At 56.1% G+C, this 23,971-nt stretch carries 17 protein-coding genes; 8 read left to right on the top strand and 9 right to left on the bottom strand.

Annotated elements, in window-relative coordinates; all coding sequences use genetic code 11:
* Positions 1-270 precede the first annotated feature (270 nt).
* The 6 genes from ACK4OE_RS01770 to ACK4OE_RS01745 all read left to right on the top strand — a co-directional run bounded on the left by ACK4OE_RS01770 (position 271) and on the right by ACK4OE_RS01745 (position 7,641).
* Positions 271-1,119, top strand: coding sequence for a TnsA endonuclease N-terminal domain-containing protein (locus tag ACK4OE_RS01770; RefSeq protein ID WP_409882607.1), 849 nt, complete (start codon positions 271-273; stop codon positions 1,117-1,119).
* Complete coding sequence (locus ACK4OE_RS01765; protein WP_409882606.1) at positions 1,119-3,296, top strand: hypothetical protein; 2,178 nt, start codon at positions 1,119-1,121, stop codon at positions 3,294-3,296. Before ACK4OE_RS01770 ends, ACK4OE_RS01765 begins: the two co-directional genes overlap by 1 nt.
* 4 nt (positions 3,297-3,300) lie before the next feature.
* The gene (locus ACK4OE_RS01760; RefSeq protein ID WP_409882605.1) at positions 3,301-4,983 is read left to right on the top strand and encodes an ATP-binding protein; all 1,683 of its coding nucleotides are present in this window, start codon (positions 3,301-3,303) and stop codon (positions 4,981-4,983) included.
* A 9-nt stretch (positions 4,984-4,992) separates the two neighbouring features.
* On the top strand, positions 4,993-6,174 hold the full coding sequence (locus ACK4OE_RS01755; protein ID WP_409882603.1) for a TniQ family protein: 1,182 nt from the start codon (positions 4,993-4,995) through the stop codon (positions 6,172-6,174).
* A gap of 85 nt (positions 6,175-6,259) precedes the next feature.
* Positions 6,260-7,297 carry a transposase gene (locus ACK4OE_RS01750; protein ID WP_409882602.1) on the top strand — a complete coding sequence of 346 codons (1,038 nt, stop codon included), beginning with the start codon at positions 6,260-6,262 and terminating at the stop codon, positions 7,295-7,297.
* An 86-nt stretch (positions 7,298-7,383) separates the two neighbouring features.
* Positions 7,384-7,641: an antitoxin gene (locus tag ACK4OE_RS01745; RefSeq protein WP_409882601.1), complete on the top strand. Its 258-nt coding sequence runs from the start codon at positions 7,384-7,386 to the stop codon at positions 7,639-7,641.
* Positions 7,642-7,647: 6 nt separating this feature from the next.
* On the opposite strand, the gene ACK4OE_RS01740 is transcribed toward ACK4OE_RS01745, so the two are convergent.
* Both ACK4OE_RS01740 and ACK4OE_RS01735 read right to left on the bottom strand, forming a co-directional pair.
* Entirely contained in the window at positions 7,648-9,060 is a 1,413-nt protein-coding gene (locus ACK4OE_RS01740; protein ID WP_409882600.1) for a UvrD-helicase domain-containing protein, read from the bottom strand.
* Entirely contained in the window at positions 9,053-10,810 is a 1,758-nt protein-coding gene (locus tag ACK4OE_RS01735) for an ATP-dependent nuclease (RefSeq protein WP_409882599.1), read from the bottom strand. Before ACK4OE_RS01735 ends, ACK4OE_RS01740 begins: the two co-directional genes overlap by 8 nt.
* A gap of 165 nt (positions 10,811-10,975) precedes the next feature.
* On the opposite strand from ACK4OE_RS01735, the gene ACK4OE_RS01730 reads away from it, so the two are divergent.
* Entirely contained in the window at positions 10,976-11,320 is a 345-nt protein-coding gene (locus tag ACK4OE_RS01730; protein ID WP_409882598.1) for a hypothetical protein, read from the top strand.
* A gap of 199 nt (positions 11,321-11,519) precedes the next feature.
* On the opposite strand, the gene ACK4OE_RS01725 is transcribed toward ACK4OE_RS01730, so the two are convergent.
* The 6 genes from ACK4OE_RS01725 to ACK4OE_RS01700 all read right to left on the bottom strand — a co-directional run bounded on the left by ACK4OE_RS01725 (position 11,520) and on the right by ACK4OE_RS01700 (position 21,041).
* A complete protein-coding gene (locus ACK4OE_RS01725; RefSeq protein WP_409882646.1) occupies positions 11,520-12,464 on the bottom strand; it encodes a hypothetical protein in 945 nt (314 codons plus the stop codon).
* A gap of 398 nt (positions 12,465-12,862) precedes the next feature.
* On the bottom strand, positions 12,863-14,101 hold the full coding sequence (locus tag ACK4OE_RS01720; RefSeq protein ID WP_409882596.1) for a Wadjet anti-phage system protein JetD domain-containing protein: 1,239 nt from the start codon (positions 14,099-14,101) through the stop codon (positions 12,863-12,865).
* Positions 14,073-17,540 (bottom strand): ATP-binding protein, encoded by a 3,468-nt coding sequence (locus tag ACK4OE_RS01715; protein ID WP_409882594.1) that lies wholly within the window; start codon positions 17,538-17,540, stop codon positions 14,073-14,075. Before ACK4OE_RS01715 ends, ACK4OE_RS01720 begins: the two co-directional genes overlap by 29 nt.
* A 19-nt stretch (positions 17,541-17,559) precedes the next feature.
* Complete coding sequence (locus ACK4OE_RS01710; RefSeq protein WP_409882593.1) at positions 17,560-18,282, bottom strand: DUF4194 domain-containing protein; 723 nt, start codon at positions 18,280-18,282, stop codon at positions 17,560-17,562.
* Positions 18,266-19,735: a DUF3375 domain-containing protein gene (locus tag ACK4OE_RS01705; RefSeq protein WP_409882592.1), complete on the bottom strand. Its 1,470-nt coding sequence runs from the start codon at positions 19,733-19,735 to the stop codon at positions 18,266-18,268. Before ACK4OE_RS01705 ends, ACK4OE_RS01710 begins: the two co-directional genes overlap by 17 nt.
* A gap of 325 nt (positions 19,736-20,060) precedes the next feature.
* Positions 20,061-21,041: a ComEC/Rec2 family competence protein gene (locus tag ACK4OE_RS01700; protein ID WP_409882589.1), complete on the bottom strand. Its 981-nt coding sequence runs from the start codon at positions 21,039-21,041 to the stop codon at positions 20,061-20,063.
* Between the two features lie 173 nt (positions 21,042-21,214).
* Between ACK4OE_RS01700 and ACK4OE_RS01695 the strand changes: the two genes are divergently transcribed.
* Positions 21,215-21,673, top strand: a complete 459-nt coding sequence (locus ACK4OE_RS01695) for a RidA family protein (protein WP_409882587.1) — start codon at positions 21,215-21,217, stop codon at positions 21,671-21,673.
* A 259-nt stretch (positions 21,674-21,932) separates the two neighbouring features.
* Here ACK4OE_RS01695 and ACK4OE_RS01690 read toward each other — a convergent pair whose 3' ends face one another.
* Complete coding sequence (locus ACK4OE_RS01690) at positions 21,933-23,702, bottom strand: methyl-accepting chemotaxis protein (protein WP_409882586.1); 1,770 nt, start codon at positions 23,700-23,702, stop codon at positions 21,933-21,935.
* Positions 23,703-23,971 lie beyond the last annotated feature (269 nt).

Below are 23,971 nucleotides of genomic sequence, written 5' to 3'. Positions count from 1 at the left end.
ACAAAACTTTAGGTGCGCCTATAAAGAAACCTGACCACCCGAAATTCCTTTTAAACATTCCGAAAATTGGAGTGCTTACCTACACAAAGGCAGGAGGCTCATTCGGAGCCTGCATGTGTACAAAAGGAAATACTGTGGTCATCGCTCAATTACCTCAAAAACCTGCCATCTCAGCACTGTGGAATTCTGGGTATATAGCAAGCTCGACCGCACGGCCGAAAGGCTACCCATCTAGCCTTGATACTCCTGTTATTTTTTAACGGGGGATAAATGGGATATCAGAACCGGGCATGGACAGAGGAAAAAGTTGAGCGTCTTCTCAAGCAAGGCCGAGGAAGCGGAATTGGCAAGGACTATCGGCCATTTATTGAAATCACGGACTTGTCATCAACCGGGCTTTCCCGCCGAACGTTCAGCAACAAAACCGGACGTGTGCATCATCTTTTGAGCGATGTTGAATGGCAATTTTTTTTAATGCTGCAGTGGTCTACCGACATCATTGATATTAGAGAACAATTCCCACTCGACCGAGAAATTACGCGTGATGTCGCTATGAACCTAGGAATCGCACATCCATGCTATCCGGGAACACATACCCCAACGGTCATGACAGTTGATTTTCTCGTTACGAGAGTTATAAATAGCGTCAAAATTCTGGAGGCGTATGACATCAAGCGAACGGAAGCAGCCGAAGACATTCGAACTCTCGACAAGCTAGAGATTTCACGAGAAACCTGCTCGCTGCTGGGTACAGCACATCACCTAATTTATCATTCCATGCTGCCTCACGCCAAAATCAGAAATATCGAGTGGATTATTGGTGGCCAGTATGTTGAAGGCGAAAAGGAGCCGTATTCCGGTTACACGGAAGAGCACTGCAGCCGACTTTTGTCAGCAATGACGAACGCCTCCAAAAAATCAATTCTAAGTACTTTCTGCAGTCAATATGACGAGCGCTGCGGCTTGCAAGCAGGGTCGGCCTTGCGTTTTGCACGAATGCTGATGCATGAACGAGCGTTGATAGCGCCACTGGAATCAAATGACCTCGCGTCGACACCCATGGCGGAATTCACCGTTGTGGCAAGAAGCGGGCAACTACGTGCCGTAGGCGGAATGTAATGCTTATTCTAAAAAATGACCATTTCGTTCTTCCAGATGGCCGTACATATACGCTACTCACCGACACTCCCACAGGAAATTCAGTATTTATTATTGATGTACTCAGCAGCACCGCCTTACCAGTTGAGAAAAATTATGCCGAACTTTTGAAAATAGGCAACTTGATGCATGACGAGTCACGCCATCAAAAATTCACCCACAGCACACACTTTTCCAGCAAAGCCCGTTTAGCCGTGCAAGCACGCAACTGGACAATAATTGAGCCTTTGACAAAAAACCCGCTGATTTATGTTCAAGGGGACCGTTGGAGACTTATTGCTGAACGTGCATCAGAAATGCAATGCTCGCCAACGACAATTCTACTTAATCTCCGACGCTATTGGCAGGGTGGTCAAACCCAAGCAGCCTTGCTTGGAAAATACGCCAACTGCGGCCGAGTTGGTGAGTCTGAAAAAGGTGCACGTGGAAAGCCATCGGAGAAACCCGGAGCCTCAAACTTCAGGATGCTGCCTATCGATTTTCAAAACATGAGAGCAATTATAGAAAGTCATTATCTTAAAGATGAGCGGCGTACCGTCCAAAATGCATTAGACGCCCTATACGAGCGGTTCTACACATTTCGCGATGGCAATGGTGTGTTGCACGTTCGCCCGTCCAGCGAGCGACCAACCCGTAGGCAACTCGAATATTTCCTAAAGAAAAACTACTCCAGAGAGCATCAACTGAGAAAGAGGAAAGGTGACAAGAACTTCGAGCGAGACCATAGGCAAGTGGTGGGCACTGCAATGCAAAACTGCCTCGGCGTCGGACATATCTACGAAGCAGATGCAACCATCGCAGACGTTACCCTGGTTTCGCTCATAAATCGAAATGACATCGTGGGCCGACCCACGCTTTACTACATCATAGATAGAGCATCTCGACTCATCGTGAGTTGGTATCTAGGTTTTGAAAATGCATCTTGGACAGCTGCATTGCACGCCATCATGAACATCGTTCAAAACAAACAAGAACGCCTAGAGTGTTTAGGCGTTCCCTACGACCCTGAAGATTGGCCCGCTGACAAAATAATGCCTCAGCAGATTTTTGCTGACCGTGGTGAAACGATGAGCCATCAAGCGACGAAGCTCTGTCAAGCCTCAAACACCACAGTTACAAATATTCCATCTCTTCGGCCGGACTGGAAACCATTCGTCGAAGGTCAATTTAAGCTAACGCATCAATCAATGCGTGACACTGTCGAAGGCTACAACCCTGCCTCAAATGCCAACAAACGTCGCGTAAAAGACTACTCCTTAGATGCCTGTTTAACCTTAATGGAAATGGAGGCGATTCTGGTCAAACACATCATTACCCAGAATCGTACTATTCAGAAAAACTTTCCCCTATCAGAATCACAGCTCCGAGACCGGGTGGAGCCATCTCCTATTAATTTATGGAACCACGGGGTCGTTTCGAGAGTTGGGCAACTAGCACGACACACCGAAGACTCGCTAAGACTTCAATTGCTTCCATCTGAGACGGCCTACGTGGACGAGAAAGGAATCCGCGTCGGCGGAATCTACTACCTGCCGGAGCATGTCGACAGAAGCACTTGGTTCGTCAATGGGCGTAAATCTTCATTTCCAATCAAGATTACGTATGACCGGCGCATTGTTGACCGCATTTACGTGCACGACGAGTCAATGCCTCAAGCTTGCTTCACGGCAGTTCTCTCACCGAGGAGTCGACACTTTGAAGGCATGTCCTGGTCGGAGGCCAAACATGTTCAAAAAATTGACGAAGAATTGCATGGAGGGGCGGAGCAGTCATCGGCTCAGCAGCGGATGGAATTTCGTTCGTTTAGCAAGAGCATTGTTGACGAGGCATCAGCAAAAACCAAAGCAGCAATGGCAGGCCAATCTAAATCAAGCCGACGTAGAAACACGACCCAATCAAGAGCGATTGAGCTTCAGTCAGAACGCCAGGCCGTCAAAGATGCTCAGACAGCCAACAGCGGGGCCTCAACGCCGATTGCTACGGCACATCCTACGGCTACCCCCTCCGGAAATGTCATTTCATTTCCTGGAGTGAACACGACCGCATCTCTTGAACAGAGCGAATCGAGCACTCCATCCGTCCAATCGAAATCACGTGACGCTATTTTGGCTGCACGCAACCGAATGATGAATGGCTAACAGGATGACCATAGTTAATCAGCCGTCTTACGTGAAGGCGATTTATTCGGAACCGCGCCTCCCGCGATTGCAAAACAACCCTTTGATTTCAGCATTACCCAAACCAATGAGCGATGAGCTCATGGCTGATGCTCTGATGTTTGCACCAAACTTTCATGAGGAGCAACGCGACTGGGAAAATCACGAGCGCATCCAACAAATTCAGGGCTTGGCAAGCTTCATGGTCCCCATGTCCAAGCATGTGGAACTCGCCCGCACAGTCGATACGATGCTGCGAGAAGGTTATGTGGGACGCGCACCAAGGACAAAAGCACTAGTAGAGAATCTGCAAAGTCTCTACGAGCACCAGAAAGCTGGGTTGTCCTTTGCACAGACAGCGACCACCGTACCAACCACCGGCTCGGCCGCATTGGTGGGCCTCTCCGGGATGGGGAAAACTACCGCTCTTAAGCGCTGGCTTGCAACATACCCTCGCGTTATATATCACGAGGAAATCAATGTTGTTCAGGTCCCGTACATCCATGTCGACATGTCAAGCAGCGGCGACAGCGTAAAAGCGTTGGCCATTGCCGTCATCTCCCAGCTCGACAGTCTGCTCCCAGAGCATGGTTACCAGAAGCTCTATCTCAGCAATACCGGTCGGACCAGCACAGACGCCTTGATTCACACCGTAGGGCGGCTTTTATGCATCCATCATGTCGGTCTGCTGGTCGCAGATGAGGTGCAGAACTTGTGCAACTCGCCCAAAGGTGCGCAAGTAGTCATGACGCAGCTCGTCACGATGTGCAACATGCTCAGCGTACCGATTCTTTTCATCGGAACCAATAAGGCGGCAAAGTTGCTCGGTGCGGACTTCCGGATGGCAAGGCGCTCTACCGGTGTCTGCATTCCCCCGTGGCATCGAATGCTTCGTTACGACCAGGGGTCTATGGCCCATCCAGAAGAAGATGCCTTTGAGCTGCAAAGTGAATGGGCTGGCTTCGTTGAAGTCATGTGGCAATACCAATGGGTCCGCACACCGCTGAAGCTGACCAATGAAGTGCTCGACACGCTGTACTCATGTACCCAAGGCATCCTAGATTTAGCTATCAAGCTCTTCGCGGCGGCGCAGGTCCGCGCCATCCTGGATGGGCACGAAGTGCTGTCTGTTGCCCTGCTGGAACGGGTCTATCAGGAGAACTTTCACTTGATGCACGAGATGATTGATGCACTGTCGGCAAACGACCACCGCAAACTCTCACGATTCGAGGACATCCGCCCTCTTGATTTGCCAACCACCGTCCAGAGCTTGGTCAACACCGCGTTGATACAGCGCGCAGCGAATCGACGGAGCAAGCCCAAAGATGAGACCTTCACGACACAAGTTGCCGCTGCGGCGATGGCTGGCGGAAACGACGAGGTGACGTCCTGGGCCTTGGCAGATGAAATTAACGCAGAGGGCAAGGTGCAAAACATGCCGGAGGCACTCCGCGCACTTGCTACCAAAACAATGCCGAAAAAGAGGACCGGGAAGCACGATGCTGCAAAAGGGAAAGCGGCCGCAGTGATTTATCCTGATTTTTCGGAAAGACCAAACGACTATCGACGTGCGCTGATGCTTGCAGAGAAGGAAGGAACGACTGTGTTCCCGCAGCTTCAGGCGCTCGGAATGGCTCGCAATGCCGAGGAACTGGTCCCGCTCGACTGAAGGGTGGACATGGCGCTTTATTTTCCGACGCCGTATCCTGATGAAGTCATCGGGAGCCTTGTGACACGCGCTTTCCGGCATCTCGGTGTTGCGCGAAAGCGCTACCTGCAAGAGGTACTTTTTCGACCAAACGGAACGATGTCGTTTCTACTTCCTGCAGGACTGCAGCGGATAGCGGAGCTCGGACGAATTCCGCTGGAACAGCTTGTCCATGAACACACGGTATTCCCGTATGTGACTGCGTTCATGTCAAACGCCCAGTCGCATTCAATGCATTTGGATGTTTTAAGCCTCCGCGATATTCGCGTTATGACTCTCGCCAGGTCCGCCAGAAACGGTACAGCTCCGCTGAGGTTCTGCACAGCCTGCGCAGCCAACGATTTGGCGGTATATGGCGAGACATATTGGCATCGCGCTCACCTTCTGCCAGCAGTCTATGTGTGCCCGATTCACCGAACCCGCTTGATATCAGTCGATGCGTCCAATTTTTGGGATGATGCGTCCATCGTTCAATCAAGAGGACGACGCTCGGCATCGGAGGTCTGCTCCGATACTGAGGTCGCCCTTGCAGTTGCTTCCGTGGCTACCCTGGATAGCAATTGGGTCCATCGTGATGATTGGCCTCTGCAATACAGGGCCACAGCGCTTTCAAAGGGCTATCGCTTACCGAGTGGTGATGTAGCGGGGCAACAGCTTGACTCAGACCTGTTCGCCTTTTATGGCGCGCCTCTTTTGCGAAAGCTTAGCTTCGTTGGGGCTACTGAAGCCATGTTCTCCTGGCCTCGGTTGATGCTCAGGCCTGCGCCAGGTGTGCCGTTTGCACCGCTTCGGCACATCTTGCTTTCAGTATTCCTGGAAGCTTGCGAGGTGCGAAAGACAAAGGCTGACTACAAGCTACCCGGGCCGAAGTTGGCAGAATTTGACCTCGTGGATGTTCAGTTTGCGGAGATTGCTCGAATTGCCTGGGGCGAGGCCGCGCGCTTGGGCGAGCGCGTGACAGTTCAGGCCCTTTTTGTGAAAGCAGGTATTTGGTCGCGCTTCCGACACCATCGACAGAATCTACCGATGACCGACTCTGTCGTTCAGCTGTTTCGATTTTCGGAACAATCAGAGCGCCAGGTAGGTCAACGTGCTGCTTGGCGCAGAAAGACTGGCATCAACAAGCCGCTGCACGGTGACCCTACTGTTTAGGAAAACGTCCTAACCGCTCGCGCCCTATAAAAAAACTTTTTCCGCCCATTCGCTACACGGTTTCAGGTACTACCTGGAGCTATAGATGGAATGGTTGGATGGATTCGAAATGCAATGCGGGACGCTGGTCGCTCGATTGGTCACAAATGTGGGTATCCGCTTTGAGGACAACCTTGGAGCACTCGCGAAGATTGGCGTGCCAGACGGTGACTACGAATGGCGGGCACCTTTCACGACAGACTTCGCCGATTGGACCTGCGCTACAACTGAGGGCTACCTCGGGGCGTTCCCCAGCTTGGTCGACGCATCGACTAGTGGGTCCCATCAGATTTTTAGATTTCGCCACGGGTGGAGCGATTTCCTCGTTCCCGCACTGGTACTGTTTCGTGCCCTTTTTCCACTGATTCCAGATGCGTTCGAATACGCCTTTACGCCGCGAATGCTTGAGCTGCTCTGCCAGCCGCTAGAGAACGATGGACATTGGTCAGTGACGCTGCCTGACTTCAAGGGTGTATACCGGGGACGAGACCGCCCTTCGACACGGGAGTCGCTGACCTGGGGCTCGCTGTTCCCTAGTGCAAACAATGCTTGGTCGTCGGTCTACAAAAACTGTTGCCGAGGTAGTTTCTCGATGAGCCTACCTTTGGCACAGGCTCGAATCTTGCCCATTGGCATCAGGCGCGGGCGCACGGTTCACGTCACATCTCTGTCTATCGGCGCAGTGTTGGCGCTCGAAACACCATTTGATTTCGCCTCTGGAGCTGCAAATTCCTTTCTTTGGAATCGAAATGCATCACCGCTCGAACCTCATACCAATCACTACCAAGAGCCAGCCATACACCGACAGACGTCATCCTATACGCGGCTAACGGATGCAGAGTGGGCTCGGGTTCGCCATGTATGTGACCCTGCGCAGTCGCTCAAGGGGAGGAAGCCCCGAGACTGCAGGAGAACAATCGCCGATGGCCTTTTGCAGCGGTATGTGACAGGTTCCCCTTGGAAAGAAATTGCCCAGATGCCGTTGACACCAAACGCACTTAAGGTCCATTGGTATCAATGGCGAAAGGATGGACGATTTGAAGTGCTTTTAAAGCAAGCTAGAGAAATCCATGGGATTGCCTAGACATAAATTTCGCTCAGCAATGGCTCCATTTTTTTTGACCGGAGAGAACAATGCAGGTCCATTTGACTCCACATATGGAGCTAAATATGGCCCCCATCCTCGCAGGCCTAGTTGTCAGCATGACTGAGTTCAATAAGAATCCAGCGGCGGTGCTGCGGAAAGCCAACCATCGAACCGTAGCGGTGCTCAATCACAATCGGCCCGCTTTCTACGTTCTCGAACCTCACATGTTCGAGGCCACGGTCGGGAGCTTGCTGACCAAGGGCTTCACCGTACGGCGGCTAGTCGACCTGCGAAGAAAGTGCGAGCTGTTGGAGGCTATTGACGAACTCTGGGGTTCCTAGCTTTCATTAAAATTTCAAAATCGGTGAATTCGAGCAGATGATGAGCTGCTTACTCCCCCTGGTCATCGCCACATAGAGGTTTTGGGCATTCATTTTTTCAGGCTCAAGGATGACTGCCACATCCGCCTCAAGACCTTTCAACAATAGCGTACTCCCCACGGACCTGCCCCGCATGGTGCGGGGCGTATGCCTGAAGCGCTCTCGCTCGCGCACAGCGGCCGCATGGAACGTCAAGGTTCCGCTGACTGCCCGCAGCGCCTTCGAGCACAAGCGTGCGATGTCTGGCCGGAAGGCGAAAACACCTGCAGCGTTGTAAAAGGCATCCAGCATATCGGCGGCAATGCGATGAGATGGGGCCCGCAGATAGGCCTGCGCAATCGCTTCGATATTGCTAGCCTCGACCCGCGCGCGCCCTTCGCTGAGCGACCGCGTCCGAACAGCGAGTTGCTTCGGCGACAGCCCTGAAAGCAAATCCCCAAAGAAGTCTAGCGCCTCCTCCAGAGACGATTGAGCAGCGGGGTCGAAGGCCGCGGCAAACTTCATGAAGTCCACCATGTCATTGGCTTCAACCATAGTGGCCCGGGCTCTGCGGGCGATATCCCACTGCCCCTCTTTATTCTTCGAGTCAGCAATGATGAGAGTCGTCCCATCAAATTTCCGCTTCGCAGTGACCAACCGCATCTCACTCATCTGGACAGCCGTGCCTTCAAGGCGGACCCACTCCACTCCTTTGGGGCCCTTGGAGAGGTCAACAGTGCCACCGGCGCGACTCAGCGATGGACGAACGGAGTTGAGAAGCCAATCCCCCAACTCCGGCGCATCTGCCTTGTTCCAGCGCCAAGGCTCCGGCGTCCACGCCAGTGGGGGGAAAGCAGGAATCACCTCTTTGTGCCAATCGGCAACTGGACCGGCGAAGTCAAAGATGACTTGGAGAGGGTCACCCAGGACCACCGTTGGAAGTAGGTCGGCGAGCGCGAGAACTATCTGGTGCTGCAAACTTCCGCAATCCTGGTACTCATCAACAATCAGCCTCGAATACGTCGCAGAGATAATCGTGTTTGCGTGTTCGGCCTTGAGGATGTTCACCGCCGCTTGGCGAATTGCCACGTAGTTGGCGCTGTTTCCTTGCACCCTGAGAACAGACGCAGCGAGACCCGAACGCTGAGGAAAGCACTGTACAAGGCGAATAGCCCAGCTATCGAGGGTGGCCACGCGCGCAGCGGAGCCGCTTACGCCGAGCTTCTTCAAACGCTGCTCAAGCGCTGCTCTGCCCGCATTGGTGTGAGTCAGCACGAGAGCCGGCTTGCTGTCGCTGCTTCGCAGGAGCGCAGTCGTGATGAGTTGCGTCTTGCCACATCCAGCAGGGGCACTGACGCTCCCACGACGATGCACAAGGATGTCCAATTCAGCGTCAACCATCGGATTTCTTGAATATTTCGGAAAGCGGCTTCTTGAGCTCTGGCTCGGCGTCTTTGAGCCAAGGGCCCAGCACCTTCTCTCCCACAAGCTCCATTTTGCTGATGGATTTGAACCACCCCTTGCGGCCTGGACCAGCCTTGGAATCCTTTGTCGAAAGTTTGGCTGCCTTGCCTAGGACACCGCGTTCTATGTCTTCGTACGCGCTGTCCCCTCCGACAATCATCAGAGCAGCCGCCAAGTCAAACGTCTTCTTCGACACTTCTTCCAGGGCACCGTCAACCAGCTCCTCAGAATTGAGCTCGATAGCAAGCTTAATGAGGTCGTCCACACCGTTATCTGGAAGCCACTTGAAGAGAGCCTCTTCGAGAGCCAGAGAATTGCCCCATGTACAAACCGTGACGCCATCCGCCTCAGCTGCATCCCGCGCCTCCTGTGGAATCGGGACATCTGCGTCCAGAAACGCCTTGGTCCGGTAGCCCCATTTCGCGAACACCTTGGCGCGCTCCAAGATGTGCTCCGGACTTCTTCCCCCGGCATCTACAAATGTCGTTCCATTTGCGTATGCGGATGGTTTACCTCGCGACACTTGATACCGGTCGACACCTCGAAGCAGCCCGACCTCGCTGGCCCCTTCGCAAACAATCACTGTCCGCGCAAGGAACGCCTCCGGATACAGGCGAGCGACGCCTTGGATTGAGTCCTCACTGCTGACCAGACGCATTTCATGCTTTCCGTCCCCCCCTTTGCGAACGATGACGAGTTGGTCACCACTAAGCTCGCGCACGACAACCGCAGAGTGGGTTGTCATGAAGACCTGAAGTGGAGTCTCCGGGTCCTTTGAACCCAGCGAGTGGAGAAGGCTGATAACGCGATGCGGTTCAAGGCCATGCTCGACCTCGTCAACCAACAAGCAGCTCGCTGCAGACGATGCTTCCCGATGAAGGCTCGCTAGTAGAAGGCGGCTGGAACCCGTTCCCAGATTGCGAAGGGGTACTCCGCTTTCAGAATGCAGCGCAATCGCCCCATCTGAAAAGGATAGCGCCTCGGCATCTAGCAAAGCCTTGGCCTTTGTCCCAACGTCAATACCCATTTCCTTAGCCTTCGATGAGACAAGGTCCAGAATGTCACCAATCTTGGCGCCAGCCTTGTCACCGAACGCGAGCCGAGCTTCTCTTGCAGCCGAGACCAAGTCGTTCCCGACCGCGAGTTTCTCTTCCGATAGACGGGCCAATACAGAACTCTTAGTCCAAGAAAGATGGGTGCTGGAGTGATTGCCAATGCGGCTCGGCGCAAGCTCCGCCTTGTCCTTCCACTGAAGCTGGCGCTGGTAGGGGTCGGCCTCCGTCCGCTTTGAGTACAGAGCCCGCTTGGGGTCTAGGTCGTCTCCGACCACCAACTGGAACGTTAGAACGACCTCCAGGCCGTCACCGGGCTCGTCTTCGACAGTAGCGCTGGACGCATCGAAGCCGCGCAGCACTTCACCGAGAGTGTCCAAGTCCATAAGGCGGTCCGGGAGCGCACCAACAGTTACTCTGATGATGATTGGCTTGGACACATCTAATGCGAAGAAATCGGCGTCCGAAAATTCCATGCTGCGTCGCACAGACATGCAGGCTTCGATGGCATCGAGAATCGACGTCTTCCCGCTATCGCCAGGACCGATAAGACAATTGATGCCCTCGCCAGGAGCCCAGTTCACTCGTTTGATGCCCCGAAAGTTCTGAATTTCGACATGCCTTATCTTCGCCATCTTGCCCCTTCGTTTTATAGTCACAGTTTACTTTTTGAAACGCTCAGTTGTCTTACAGAGTCAAGCTGCTACTAGACAGGCCTCACTGGGCGACGGCATCGCTCGCACTCAGTTGATGCATGGCGGGCGTAACCGAATCAGTTCAAGAACGACGGGGAAGAGACTATGACGAGTTACTTCAATGCGACGGTAGTCGTAGTTCAGACCAAGACGGTCCGAGTGCAAGTTGCGGTTGAAACGGAGGCGGAAGCCATCGAACAAGCGAGGGCCGTAGCTCAGCTAAAAGAACCAGGCTTCAGCGCGCGGGATGTGAAGCTTGAGTTCGTTGGAGAGAGTACTCTGGAAGTCGGGACACGAGTCGTCCACACCATATTCGGCGGGGGAGAAATCGAAGCGCTAACCCCGGTTGGCGGCGACAACGCATTCAGAGTGACTGTCAGGTTTGATACGGGTGACACCAAGACCATCCATGGCACGAAGCACTACCTACGGCCAGAGGACCTCACCTAGCGCTTCCAGCAATCCGTGGCGGGCATGCTTGGCGACAGAGACGTCGTCCGAAGCGCGGGCAACAATCTGTGTTGAACGAACAAGAGCCGACTCTGAGCGCGACTGCATTTGGAAGTCCCGGGCTGCATGCCTCACCGAATGCGGTGAACAAGTCCTTGAATGAGTGGCGCAGCAACGGACCGGAGCGCCAGACTTGGACTCATTGCTCAAGGAACAGGTGGTCGAGCGACATCACGCGTAGCACAAACTGTTTGGCGTCCGAGTACAGGACGCTGCCAAATGCATGCCAATGCACAGGGTCTCCGGCTCTTGCCGCGTCAACAAGCTTTGAGTGGAGTTGTCGATGTGTTCTCGGCGCGCATTCCGCGATGTTAGCGTCAGTCACGACAAAAAATTCCAGCTTCACAGAGCTCCTTGGCTCCTCTGGCCATGCGTCGCCGTCCCTGATGACCAGTTCGTCTCCCTCTTGACCGACCCACCCTCGCCCTTGAAAGATGCGCGGCTTGCCTGGAGGAGAGAGCCGTGAGTTGATGAACACGTCGTTGTACGTAAGCCGCTCCCCATATAGCTCCAAGGGCTTGGACTCCATCACCTCTCGATAAGTGCGCTTGAATTCAAGCGTCGATGGCGCGGCACTCTTCTGTGCATGTTCACGAGCCAGTTCCTTGAGGCGACGATGCGCGAACACGAAGGTTCGGAGCAAAGAGGAGGTGAACTTGCTCGCTTGAAAGCCAGTGACATCAACTCCATGACGCCGACGCTCTACCTCATCCTGAAGCGGCCGTTGTCCATCGCCAGACTTCTTGAAGCGTGCCCGCACTGGACTCGCAGCGACCAAAGCCTCAGGGAACTCAATCTCGCCCACTACCTTGCGCCTGGGCTTCTTGATTTCATCAACGACCGCTGCAATTTCAGAATAACGTGCAGGCTCCCCGTTGCATTGACCCAAATGCCCGGGACCGTTAGGCACCAACGAAAAATGTGGAGCCTTTACGCAGGGCGTCTTAATACATTTATCGATGTAACTGACCTCACAGAACGGACAGCAGAACGGCCCCGTGTATTCACCCGTCCGGTCAAAAATGTCTTTGAATTCGTAGGCACTGTGCACTAGGCCATGTCGGTCCATTCCCAATCCACTCATCGCTTGCAACTCCTCTGCTGCTATGGTGCCGCAATTTTGGTCGATGCCGCGGAAATAATAGGGACGAACGCGGTGACGATGCGACGCACTGGAAATGCATCTAGAACAATATTTGGTGTGAGGTCAGCATGCGGGCGCACCGCCCGCCCAACTGCGACTAGAGAGATGCCTTCTACCTCCACAAGCGTAAGAGCTGAGACCTTACCCAGCATCAAGCGGCAGTATCCAGTTTGGTCGACCAGCCCGTGCTTGCGACCCTTAGGCGGCAGTCACTCGACCAGTGGAAATCCAGAGTCTCACGCCGCCCCAACACTGGAACTGTATCGGTAGCGTTCAGGCACTTCAACATCTAATATTACTAGCCATCTGCCAGGCAGTGTGCGAGCCGCTCGGCATTGTCAGAGTAGGGCATCAAGGTCCGTCTCACCAATCGCAGCATCCAAAGTTTCAAGGCAATAAGACCACGGCAGGCGCTCCTGCTCTAAGCGTATCCGTTCGCCCCAGGTGTGCGCCTTAAGTCCTTGATACAGCGCCAATTCGGCCGGGCTCAGATAGTTCAAGGTATCGCTCGTGGACGGCTTGGACTCGGTGACACAAAGGTGTCTGAACGCCAGCAGCGTGGACTCATCCATCAACACTACTTCCAAACGGCTAAATGTCCTTCTGGCCAGGTTCAAGATGGCCAAGCCGTGGGTGTCCAAATCTCCCCAATAGAGCTGCCGCGGAGCTCGCAAAGCCCAGGGAATTTCAGAGAGCTGCTCAACTGCGTACCCCATCTTCATTAGGACCACCGTTCCGACCCGGTCGGGTAACGCAAGGCCTGTCTCCAAATTCTCGGTCAGAAGCAGCATCCTAGGAGAAATAGGCAGGTCGGCCAGTTCGCTCAACGGAGCCTCAATATCCTCAAGCCCTCCAACTAGACGTCTAAGTTCTGGGCACAGCAGACGCATCCGGAGTCGACTGGGGCGATTGCGAAGGCCGCATATCGTAAAGAAATCCAATTTATCCGCTTGCGTGGGCTGCTCGCGCTCACATCGCACTGCCAACAAGAGGTCTCGAACTAAAGGTTTGCGCTTTTCAATCCATTTGGTGTCTAGGCCTTCGACAGGAATTTCGCGTAGAAATCGACCAGACTGCGGATTTTCTAGGAGCCACGCCAAGAGTCTACGAAGCCTCTCGTAGTCGTGCTCATCGTAGTCGGCCCAAACCTCGAAGTAACTTGCCACTACCTTGACTTTTGCAAGCGCCGGCCAGTCTTTGCACATCTGTCGATACCGTCGCGAAGCCAGACCGAAACGCTCGCCATGCTCAGCCAATTGGGCTGCGGTGGTCGCGTCTGCAATCTCCAGGCGGGCAGGAACCTCTTGTCTTCCTGCGCGTCGCCATGACCGCAGTTCCCAGACAACTTGCAGACCAGTTACTCTAGGCTCCCAGGCTCTCCACGACGAAACCCATGCGCGCAACTCCGCCGGAGCCGCCATGACGTCCATCTCCGAGGGTGCCCCCAAATTGACTGTCAATGGCCAACGAGCGTAATCGCTTTCATCTTGCATCATCCACGACTGATGAGAGGTGCGGAATGTATCCCGCACAACAGCAATGGCTGTTTCAGGCGACAGTAAACTCTTGCGTGCCATTGGATGTTTCTTCCATCGTTTCCGTCTGGGCTTCGGCCGCCGCATCCCTCTGTTTGTCCGATAGCAACAAACGGCCTTGTTCCTCGTCATATTCAATTTTGAGAGTGACCGAGTGCTTTTCCTCCTTCAGAAAGTGCACGAACGAAGCACCACCGATGAAAGGCTCTAGTGCCATGACATTCTTGAGCGGTGTTGCGATGACCATCTGGAAACCGAGCTCCTTGAAGATGTTCATGGCCAGTGCCGTGAACTCCGAATCGGCCTTATCGAAGGCTTCGTCCAGCACAACCGTGCTGAAAGTCGGGTACCTGCGTTCGACGCCGCCCAACTGGTAGCGCAATGCAGCCGCCAGGCAAGTGGCTGTCAATTTTTGCCGTTGTCCTCCCGACTTCCCGGCGCCGCTGAGGAACACCTCCTCCTCGCCGCCATCGTCTTCCCGCAGTTCATGGGCCGCAAACTCGAAATGCTGACGAACATCCAGCACCAAGGACTTCCAGCGCAGCTCCTCCGACTCCTGGCTGGAAAGCCGCTTCACGAGGTGCGCCAGCACTTCGAAACGCTCCTTGGCTGTTTCCGTGTCATCCTGGAAAGACTTGTCTAAAGCCCGCTTCAGCAGTTGCTTGAACTCGCGTACCGATTCGGTGGCCTTATCCATCGAACGGATGTGCAAATACGTACCCTTGTTGAACGGTGCCGTCCGCAGACCTTCATTGACCTGCTCAAGTCGTTGCTGGATGGCTTTGCTTTCGTTGTTCAGCTTTGCCATAAGCTCTGTAAGGTTCTGGTCGCTTTGCTGATGCAGTAGCTTCAGGAAATTCGCCTCGAACTTCGGCAACCCATCGCTTTCAAGGTGCGCAAGCTTCGCCAAGAAATCGGGGGCGCTTGCGATGACCGGGTCGAGACCACCCGTTTCGACCTCCCAGCCCCGAGCGAAATCTGCCAAGCACTTTTCGACCAAAGCCTTCGCTTCAAGGGCCTTCGTGTTCAAGTCGGTTTGCAGCACGCTCAAATTACGGTCGACCTCGAAGGCTTGCTTATCTAGGTTATCCAAGGAGGATTCGGCCGGCAGCTCGGCGAACTGGTCGTTCAACCTGGTCTGCTGGTAGGGTGTGAGTTGAACGCTGAGATGTTCAGGCTTGATTTCCGAGAGTTTCTTTTCCCATCTGTCGTAGTCCCTGATGTGCTCCTTGGCTAGCGAGGCGGACTCCTGTCGCAGCCTTACCGACTCGTTGTACCGCTCCTCCTGCTCTGTGATGTCCCTGTTCAACTGCTCCAGATTGGGGCGTAAGTCCGTTTCCCGCCTTATTCCGTTGCGGAAGTGCGCAATTTCATTTAACAGCGCCTCTACATCCACATCAGACCAAATAAGGTTAGCCAATACCTGACACGACAGAAGCCGGTCGGTCAATGTGGAGGATTCCTTGTCGATGTCTTCGATATCCTTTTGGGCCTTCAAAAGCTTCTCTACGCCTTCGCTCGCCTCCGCCTTATACAGCTTCAGCTTCGCTTCATTGCTGAAGCCCAGTACCCAATTCTTCATGTCATTGACATTAGACCGGTCATCTTTTTCATGTTGTTGGGCACTGCGCTTGACCTGTCCGACCATCGTCACCGCCCGCACCGCTTCCCGGAACGCACGTTGTGAGTCCACACACTCGTAGTCGTAGCGGCTCTTAAGCTCTTCGCGCAGCCATTCTTGATGAGGATGCTGGGCAACATCAAGCTTCCGGTAAAGCGAGTTAGGGGACACAGTCTTGGGAACTGACACGTGATGAATGGTCCTCAAGTAGACCAGCCGCTGCCCTGTATTGACTGACTCCAGATATTCAAAAACTGCTTCGTAGAGGTGGTCTGACACGAGTAGAGACGTTCCGAGACCATGCAGCACGCGCTCAATAGCTCCCGTCCATGCCCTTTCATTGACCTTAACCTGCAGCAATTCGCCCGCAAAAGGAAGCTTGTCCTCACCAATTTTCAGGGCCAGTGCCATCCGGCGTCGAACTTCCAGCAATCGACCCGGAATGTTACTGGGCTGCCGCTCCATCGCCTGAATTTCGACATCGAGCTCACGCACCCTCCGATTGACCTCGGCCGAATCGTCCCGCAGCTTGTCGCGCCGCGCTTGAATGCGTTTTCCCTCGTTACCTCCGTCCTCCAAGAAGGCTCGGGCCTGGTCCACCACCGTTACAAACTGCTCGGGATTTCCTGGCCGACTCCAGTTCAACTTCGCACAGGCGTTGCCCATCTGCTCCTTCTTGCGGACAACCTCGGGTTGCCGGTCTTCTGCAGCTTTCAGTTTGGCCCGCAAATCTTCCAGCACGCCCCCGCCCTCCTGGGTGTGCTGAATGCGCATGTTTCGCAGTAACTCTGCGTTAACGGTCTCATCTCGTTCCAAGCTAATCGTGGTGGCGTTGCAAGCCTCCAACTCGACTGTCAAACGACTCATTTCATTTTTAAGCAAGGCGACTCGGCGTTGCTCGCGGTACATCGGAACAGCGGTCCTGACCTCACTAAGCTCGTTGTGCCGCAGTAGCAAGATGTCGCGCTCTTCGTAAGCGACTCTTGCAGGCTGCAGAGTCTCTATTTGACGCTTGGCGGATACCACCGCCGCGTGCGCGTCACGCAGCTCTTTGAAGTCAGCCACCAACCGATTTGCGACTTCGACCGTCTGGGGCGGGTCCAACATAAATTCCCGTAGAAATTCGTTGAGGTCCCCGAGGTTTTTGGCCGACTGCGTCTTGTGAAGTAAGCGAAGCGCACGCTCCGTGTCGATGCCTAAAAGATGACGAAACCGCTCCTGGTACGGTGGAAACTCGTCTTTGACATACGCATCAAGAACCGTAGCTCGCAATTTCCGAACGTCGAAGTCTGCCTCTGCAAAGGCTTGGAATTCGCGCACGTCGAACTCACGCTCGGCCACAACATACCAGCGCTTGACATCAGTATGGGCTGCACCAGCACCCCGAATCCAGAGCACCTGGGCCAAAGAAACTATCTTCCCAGCCTTCGATTTGTACGTTTCCGCAATCGCGGACCAGGTCGTCTTACCGCCCCTCAGAAACTGGCGCACATACTCTCGCTCACCTTCGCCCGTCTGTTGCCCCCATGCACCGCGGACATAAGTGGCCAAGTTGCGGTCTTTTCCGTGGCGGTCCGATTCCGCTGCGGCGACGTTGAAGTCCACCCATTTCGGAGGCGTGGTCAGTGCCGCATGAGCATCTAGCACCGTGCTCTTCCCAGAGCCCGATGGGCCGACGAACAGGTAGCCTGTCGCCGGTACCGGAAAGTCGACGAGCCCAGGGAAAGTACCCCAGTTGAAGGTTTGGATGTGACGCAGACGGAACTGAGTGGCCAGCTCTTCCTCCAGTTGCGCATCGGTCACAGAGACGTCAACAACGATGTCCGGATTCTGCCTGGAGAACAAATTCGGTTGCTGCACGTGCTGGCTCCTCTTCTATTTAATCTTCGACTTCGTTATCACCATCGGAAGCCGCATCGGTGCTCATATGGTTCAGAACATCCTCATACGTCTTCGTCAACGCCTGAATGTGCTCGGCGGTGAATAGCAGCTTGAGCGTCGGAGATACCTCGAAGCGGTCCTCACTGTTCTTTAGGGAAGATAGCCAATTGAGCTTTCGCGCCTTTTCAATGGCACTCGACAATTGGCGGTCAAACCGGGATTTGTCGGAGTTCCCCGACCGTTCGTAAGTCTGTAGAAAGTCGATGATTTCATTCCGGTCCACCACGGCACGTTCCCCGTCAACATCCGCCTGCGTCAGTCGTTTGCGGATGAACAGCAGCAAAGCCGACTCCAAGAAAGTCAAGGGAGCACGTCGCAACAGCACCGGAACATCCAGGTCGTCCGAGACCACCTGGCGGGTGAACGCCACGGACTGCTGCCTGTCCACCACCAGCTCCAAAAACATCTCATGCAACCGGCTGCGCACGACAGCTTCATCCTGCAGCAGATGGTTCCAAAGGACTGGGTGACGACGGCCATCGACGACGGGCCCTAACAACAGTTGCACGAGCACCCGCCGCAGCGGTACCGATAGCTGGCCTGTATCTCCGGAGAATGAAGCTAGGCTGTCTGACGAAGGCCCCTTGGCGCCCGAACCACTCTCGATGCCGTCCTCTGCCCCACTCGACTCCCAGAAGCCAGCCTCAGTCAGTGAACTCATGTAGCCTCTCTTTCACGAAAATAAGCGACGGCACCGTGGCATGACGGTAGATGTGGTCCTGCCCCATCCACCCAACACGTACGGGTTCGCCGGCGACATAGCCGTGTTTCGCACCTAGCGAGATGTAGCCAATAACGCTGCCAAGACCTTGTTCGGCTGGAAACTGCGTCAGCAACTCCGCAACCGAGACCTGGTATCGCGAAGCGAGCGCCAGTCGCACGTTCTCCTTGAGTGTGCGCATGTCGATTTCAGACCCTTGCACCAACTGGTTGACCTCGTCCAGGGTTATGGTCGACGCGGGGGTCGCAGCCATCGTGGAATCAACAATGCGGTCGCCCGGGTCATACAGATACCACTGGGAGCCGGAGGCAATCATCGCCCCAGTCAGCCCGAGGGTAAAGGCAAGTCTCTTGGGGGGCGCCACCGCCTTGAAGTCACGGGCATGCATGGCAGTCGTCATGGCGGCCTTGAGTAAAGAGTTCAGCCGCCGGTGCTCCAAGTACTCACGGCTTTGGACAAAACTTTTGAGGCTTCGGGCGAATGCCTGCAGCACCTCGTGTACGCCGCTGCCCTCATCCAGCAAGGCATTGGTGAGATTCCGCAAAAACTTCCGCTCCGCGGGACCAAGCTTGCGCGCGAACGGCCGACTGAGAACCTCGTCGAGGGACTCCGACAGCGAAGCAGAAGCCTCCCGGTCCGTCAAAAGAGTCCAGAACGCATAAAACGTCTTGCCCGCCTCAGATTGGGCAATCACGTCCACCCCACCGAACAGCATCTCCAGCACCTCGCCCCGGCTGCCATCATGTTCCATGAGCATCTCGCGCAGCTGGCGATTAAGTTTGGCAAAGTCGTCGCGCACCCGTCGGAAATCGCCCGTCAGTTCGTCAGCCAGCCCAATCACCTCCCGAGCGCGTTCCAGCGCACGGTCGACTGGCAGCGTCTTAACTTCTCCTCGGGAAATGGCGTCAATTTCCCGGTCGATACGTTCCCTTTCCTCTTGCAGCGCACGCAGGCGGGTGGTCGGGTCGGTGTTGGTTTCATCGGCTAGCCGGGAGAGCTGCTGGATAACCGTTGCCAGCCGGCTCTCGGTGGCCGTGTTGCGCGGCTGCAGAACACTCAGGATGAATCGGATGGCAGATGCCGCCTCCGCTGTCAGTTCGTATTCTTCCTCCGCTGCCCCTACTGGGAAACGACGAGAGACGTAGCCTTGGGACAGCCAGTCGGCCAAATACTGCTGCGCGGACTGCGGCAAGTCCTCACCATCTTCGCGCAGCCCCTCCAGGTCTCGCGAAAGACGTTCATGAAGGATGGAGCTGGGAAGGGACTTGTCGGAAGCAAGCAGATGCGCTTGCAGCACGCCCACGATGACCGGTCCCTGGTTCGCCCCCAGAAGACGCCACAGCGGCCGCTCCCGCAAATTGCGCAATGCCGCTACCGCCTGCTGAGCTTTCATCCCGAAGCTTTCTAAAAAGTTGGGTGGCCTTCAACTACGTGCCAAGCAAGTCTTGCGTTGGTCGCCTTTTCATCTCCAGCTTACGGTCGACGAGGTGACCATAGCCAAACAAAAGCAGAATCATTGTCACCAAGACTCCCGCATCTTTAGGTATCCCCTACATAGTAATCACATGTATCGACAGAATCTCCACTGCAAAGTGCATCAGCTTCCGACATGCGTTCAGTCGAAGGGGGCGAGCACTTTCAAACTATTTGTCAATTTTGCCAAACCGCGCCCTCACCGCCACTTTCGAACTATTTGTCAATTCGACTATTTGAAAAAATTAAATCCTCAATAAAATCAATGACTTGCATCGAATTTTACTTTCGAACTTAATTGTCAATGGCCAACGGTCAATGGCACGCTGGTCGCCGGTGACCAGTGCCGCCACCACGCCCGCAGTGCGCGCGCGGGCGGGGTCGGCATCGTCAGCCCCACGGCCCAAGCGGTCCAGAATAGCGTCGCGCACCGTCTGGCGTGCCTGCTCTACCGGGTGCTGCCAGGTGGCTGCCACGCGAACCGGCGCCTCGTCCTTGGGGCCCACCCGCACATAGCCAGTGGCTTGCACGCCCTGCTCCCACATCCACAGTTCGAAATCAAAACCATGGGGGTTCTGCAAACCGTGCGGCGCCTTCAGGCGCACCGTCATCTCCCAACGCTCACCCGCACGCAAAGCCGGTGGCTTGAGCTGCAAGTCGGCCACGCCCGCAGCGTCCCGAAACGCGCCGCCGTACCAAGCCACGTCGATCAACGGCGGCAGACGCACAGGCTCGCCGTTCAGCCGCGCTGTCTCTACGCGGATGCGCATGCGCGTGCCCGCTTCGTTGGCCTGCGGCATGGCGGCAATCACGCCGGTCACACGCAGGTCCTGCCCTTCCAATGCAGGCGCCAGGGCCTGCTCTGAATAACTGGCTGCGCGCAAACCGCACAAGGCGAACATTGCCAAGGCCACCGCGCCACCAGCTAGCCCCCGAGCCCACCAACGCAGCCCCGAAGAATGCGCGCGCGTACGCCTGCGGCTGGCTACCCAGGCACCGCCCACAGCCCATAAAAACGCCGCAAGCAACAGGGCACCATACGCACCGGCCGACCACAACGCCGCTTGCTGCAACTGGATCGCCGCGCCCACCACAACACCCATCAGCCCGGCAGGTACCAGCCGGAGCGGCGTGTGTGGCGAATGCTGTACATCCACTGCATCCACAACATCCACGGGATTCGTGGATTCGGGGGAAACAGCATTAGAGGCGCTTATGGCGGACATGGGCTGATGCTAATGGGGCGCTGGGGTGCCGGTGTCTCCATGCACGTCGGCGCGCTGTGTAACACTGGCGCATCGCTGCGCCGCCACAACGGCTACACACCCCAGCGGTATGGGCAGTTGCATCTGCCAGCGACCTCCACACCCCCACCCATCACTTCATACCGAGGAAGACCATGAGCGTTTACGACAAGCTGACAGAACTCAACATCACCCTGCCCCCCGTGTCGGTGCCAGCCGCCGCCTATGTGCCTTTTGTGCAGACCGGCAACCTGGTGTTCCTGAGCGGCCACATCGCCCGCAAGGACGGCAAGCCGTGGGCCGCGCAGTTTGGCCGCGACATTGGCACCGAAGAAGGCAAGGCCGCAGCGCGCGCCGTCGCCATTGACCTGATGGGCACGCTGCAGGCAGCCTGCGGCGGCGACCTGAACCGCGTCAAGCGCATCGTCAAGGTGATGAGCCTCGTCAACTCCACCGGCGACTTTACCGAGCAGCACCTGGTGACCAATGGCGCCAGCGAGTTGTTCGGCCAGGTGTTTGGCGACAAGGGCGTGCACGCCCGCAGCGCGTTTGGCGTGGCGCAGATTCCCATGGGCGCCTGTGTCGAGATCGAACTGATTGCGGAATTGGCCTGACCCCCTGAGCCGCTGCGCGTCTTCCCCCTGAAGGGGGACGGCACCGGTGGCTTGGCGAAGCCAGTTCCACGGTGGCACTGGTGTGGGCCGCGCCAGATTCAGCCCGTACGGGATGCCCAGAACAACGGACGACTGCTCCGGCGTTTAAACGCCATGAATAAGTGAGCTTTTAGCGCCCGATAAAAAGCGGCCTCAGATGCATATGCACCTGAAGCCTATGCGAATCAAGCGCCACCAGCTACTAAAATAATAGCAAATGTCAAAAGCTCTCCCAGTCGTCCTCAGCGCCCTGGGCAGCAGCGGCCTTGCGCGGCGCACCCGCAGTGGAAGATGACGACGCAGGTGCAGCAACCGGCGCCTTCGCGGGCGATGCAGCAATGCGAGAAGCCACCGGCGCTGCAGCCTTCTTGGCGGCAGGCGGTGGCGTATGCATGGCGGCCGTGGCCCGCGCCGCACCAATGGCGGCCTGTGCGGGGCCGTAGCTGGCCACATTCACCTTGAACATCGACACCACCTGCGCAAGCTGATCGGCCTGCTCCCGCAGGCTTTGTGCTGCCGCTGCGCTTTCTTCGACCAGTGCGGCGTTCTGCTGCGTCATCTGGTCCAGGTTGCCAATCGCCTGGTTGACCTGCGAGACGCCCTGGCTTTGCTCGGACGACGCAGCCGTGATCTCGCTGATCATGTCGGTCACCTTTTGCACCGACAGCACGATGTCGGTCATGGTGGCTCCGGCATCGGACACCAGCCGCGATCCGGTTTCCACCTTTTCGACCGATGCACTGATCAGCTGTTTGATCTCCTTGGCAGCCTCGGCACTGCGCTGTGCGAGGCTGCGAACCTCCGACGCCACCACCGCGAATCCGCGGCCCTGCTCACCTGCACGCGCGGCTTCTACCGCAGCGTTCAGGGCCAGGATATTGGTCTGAAACGCAATGCCGTCAATCACGCCGATGATGTCGGAGATCTTCTTGCTGCTGTGGTTGATGTCTTCCATCGTGGCCACCACCTGCGTCACCACCTCGCCGCCCCGGCGCGCCACGCCCGTGGCACCGGCAGCCAGGGTGCTGGCCTGCTGGGCGCTGCCCGCGCTTTGCTGGATGGTGCTGGTGAACTGCTCCATGGCGGCGGCCGTCTCCTGCAGGTTGCTGGAGGTTTGCTCGGTGCGGGCCGACAGGTCGTGGTTGCCGGTGGCGATCTCAGCGCTGGCGATGGCGATGCTGTCGGTGCTCTGGCGCACCTGGTGCACCATGCGGCCCAGCGCATTGCTCATGGTGTAAAGCGAGCGCAGCAGGTCGCCAAATTCGTCGCCCCGAGTCACCGACTCCTGCATGCTCAGGTCACCTCCCGCAATGCGTTCAGCCAGCCCGTTGGCTTGCTCCAGCGGTCGCTGGATGCTGCCGATCAGGTAGTACGCGCCCACAATGATGGCCAGCAGCAGCAGTCCCACCGCCACCGCAGCGATCTTGACCGTGAGCATGCGCTGAGCGGCCATCTGCTGTTGCACCGCCTCGGCGCCCTGCTGCTGCTGCTGCACAAACTCACGCAACGTGGTGGTGTAGGCAGTGACCGAGGGGTTGTACTTCTGGCTGATCAGCGTCACAGCCTGCTCTTGCTGACCGTCACCTTTGAGCTTGCGAGCCTCGCCGCGCAGGTCAATCATGGTTTTGCGCGCAGCGGCAATTTTGGCCATCTGCTGCTTGTCGGCCTCTGACAGCGCCATGGACTCCAGCGATTTTTGCACCTGGCTGATCTGCGCCGATGTGGCCGTGATCACGTCCTTGAACTCGGCCTCCACGGCCGGGTCGCTGCTCACGATAAGGGCCTGGGTTCTGGCGGCATTGGTTTCTGTGAGGCCCGACCAGCGCAACGCCGCCTGCACGCGCTGCTCCATTTCCTTGGTCACCGCATCGGCCTGGGCCTGCACCTGGGCAGACCGGTAGGCCGCAAAGCCCACCACGGCCACCAGCATGACGACAATCAAAATCACAGCCAGCCAGAGCTTGTGAGCCATCCGAAGGTGTTTGGGCATGGTTGTCTCCTGAAGCGTTGTGTTTGTGTGCAGATGTTGCGCGCTTTTCCACGATTGCACAAACTCTGTCACAGCACATCAGGGTCTGCCCTGCCCGCACCCGATCCGCCGCTGATCCTCCGGTGATCCTCACCCCTCTCTGGATAACTTGTTGCAACGCCCGAAAGTGCAGGTTTGCCCGGGTACATCCGCATTGATTCATATTTTTCAAACCGATGACACCCTCCCGTGGTCGGGTTCACGCGCAGCGACGAAGACAGCACACTGGC

It is taken from the genome of Acidovorax sp. (genome assembly GCF_046314175.1).
GTDB lineage: Bacteria > Pseudomonadota > Gammaproteobacteria > Burkholderiales > Burkholderiaceae_C > Acidovorax.
The sequence above is the reverse complement of the archived record's forward strand: the minus strand, read 5'-3'. Positions and strand labels throughout refer to the sequence as shown.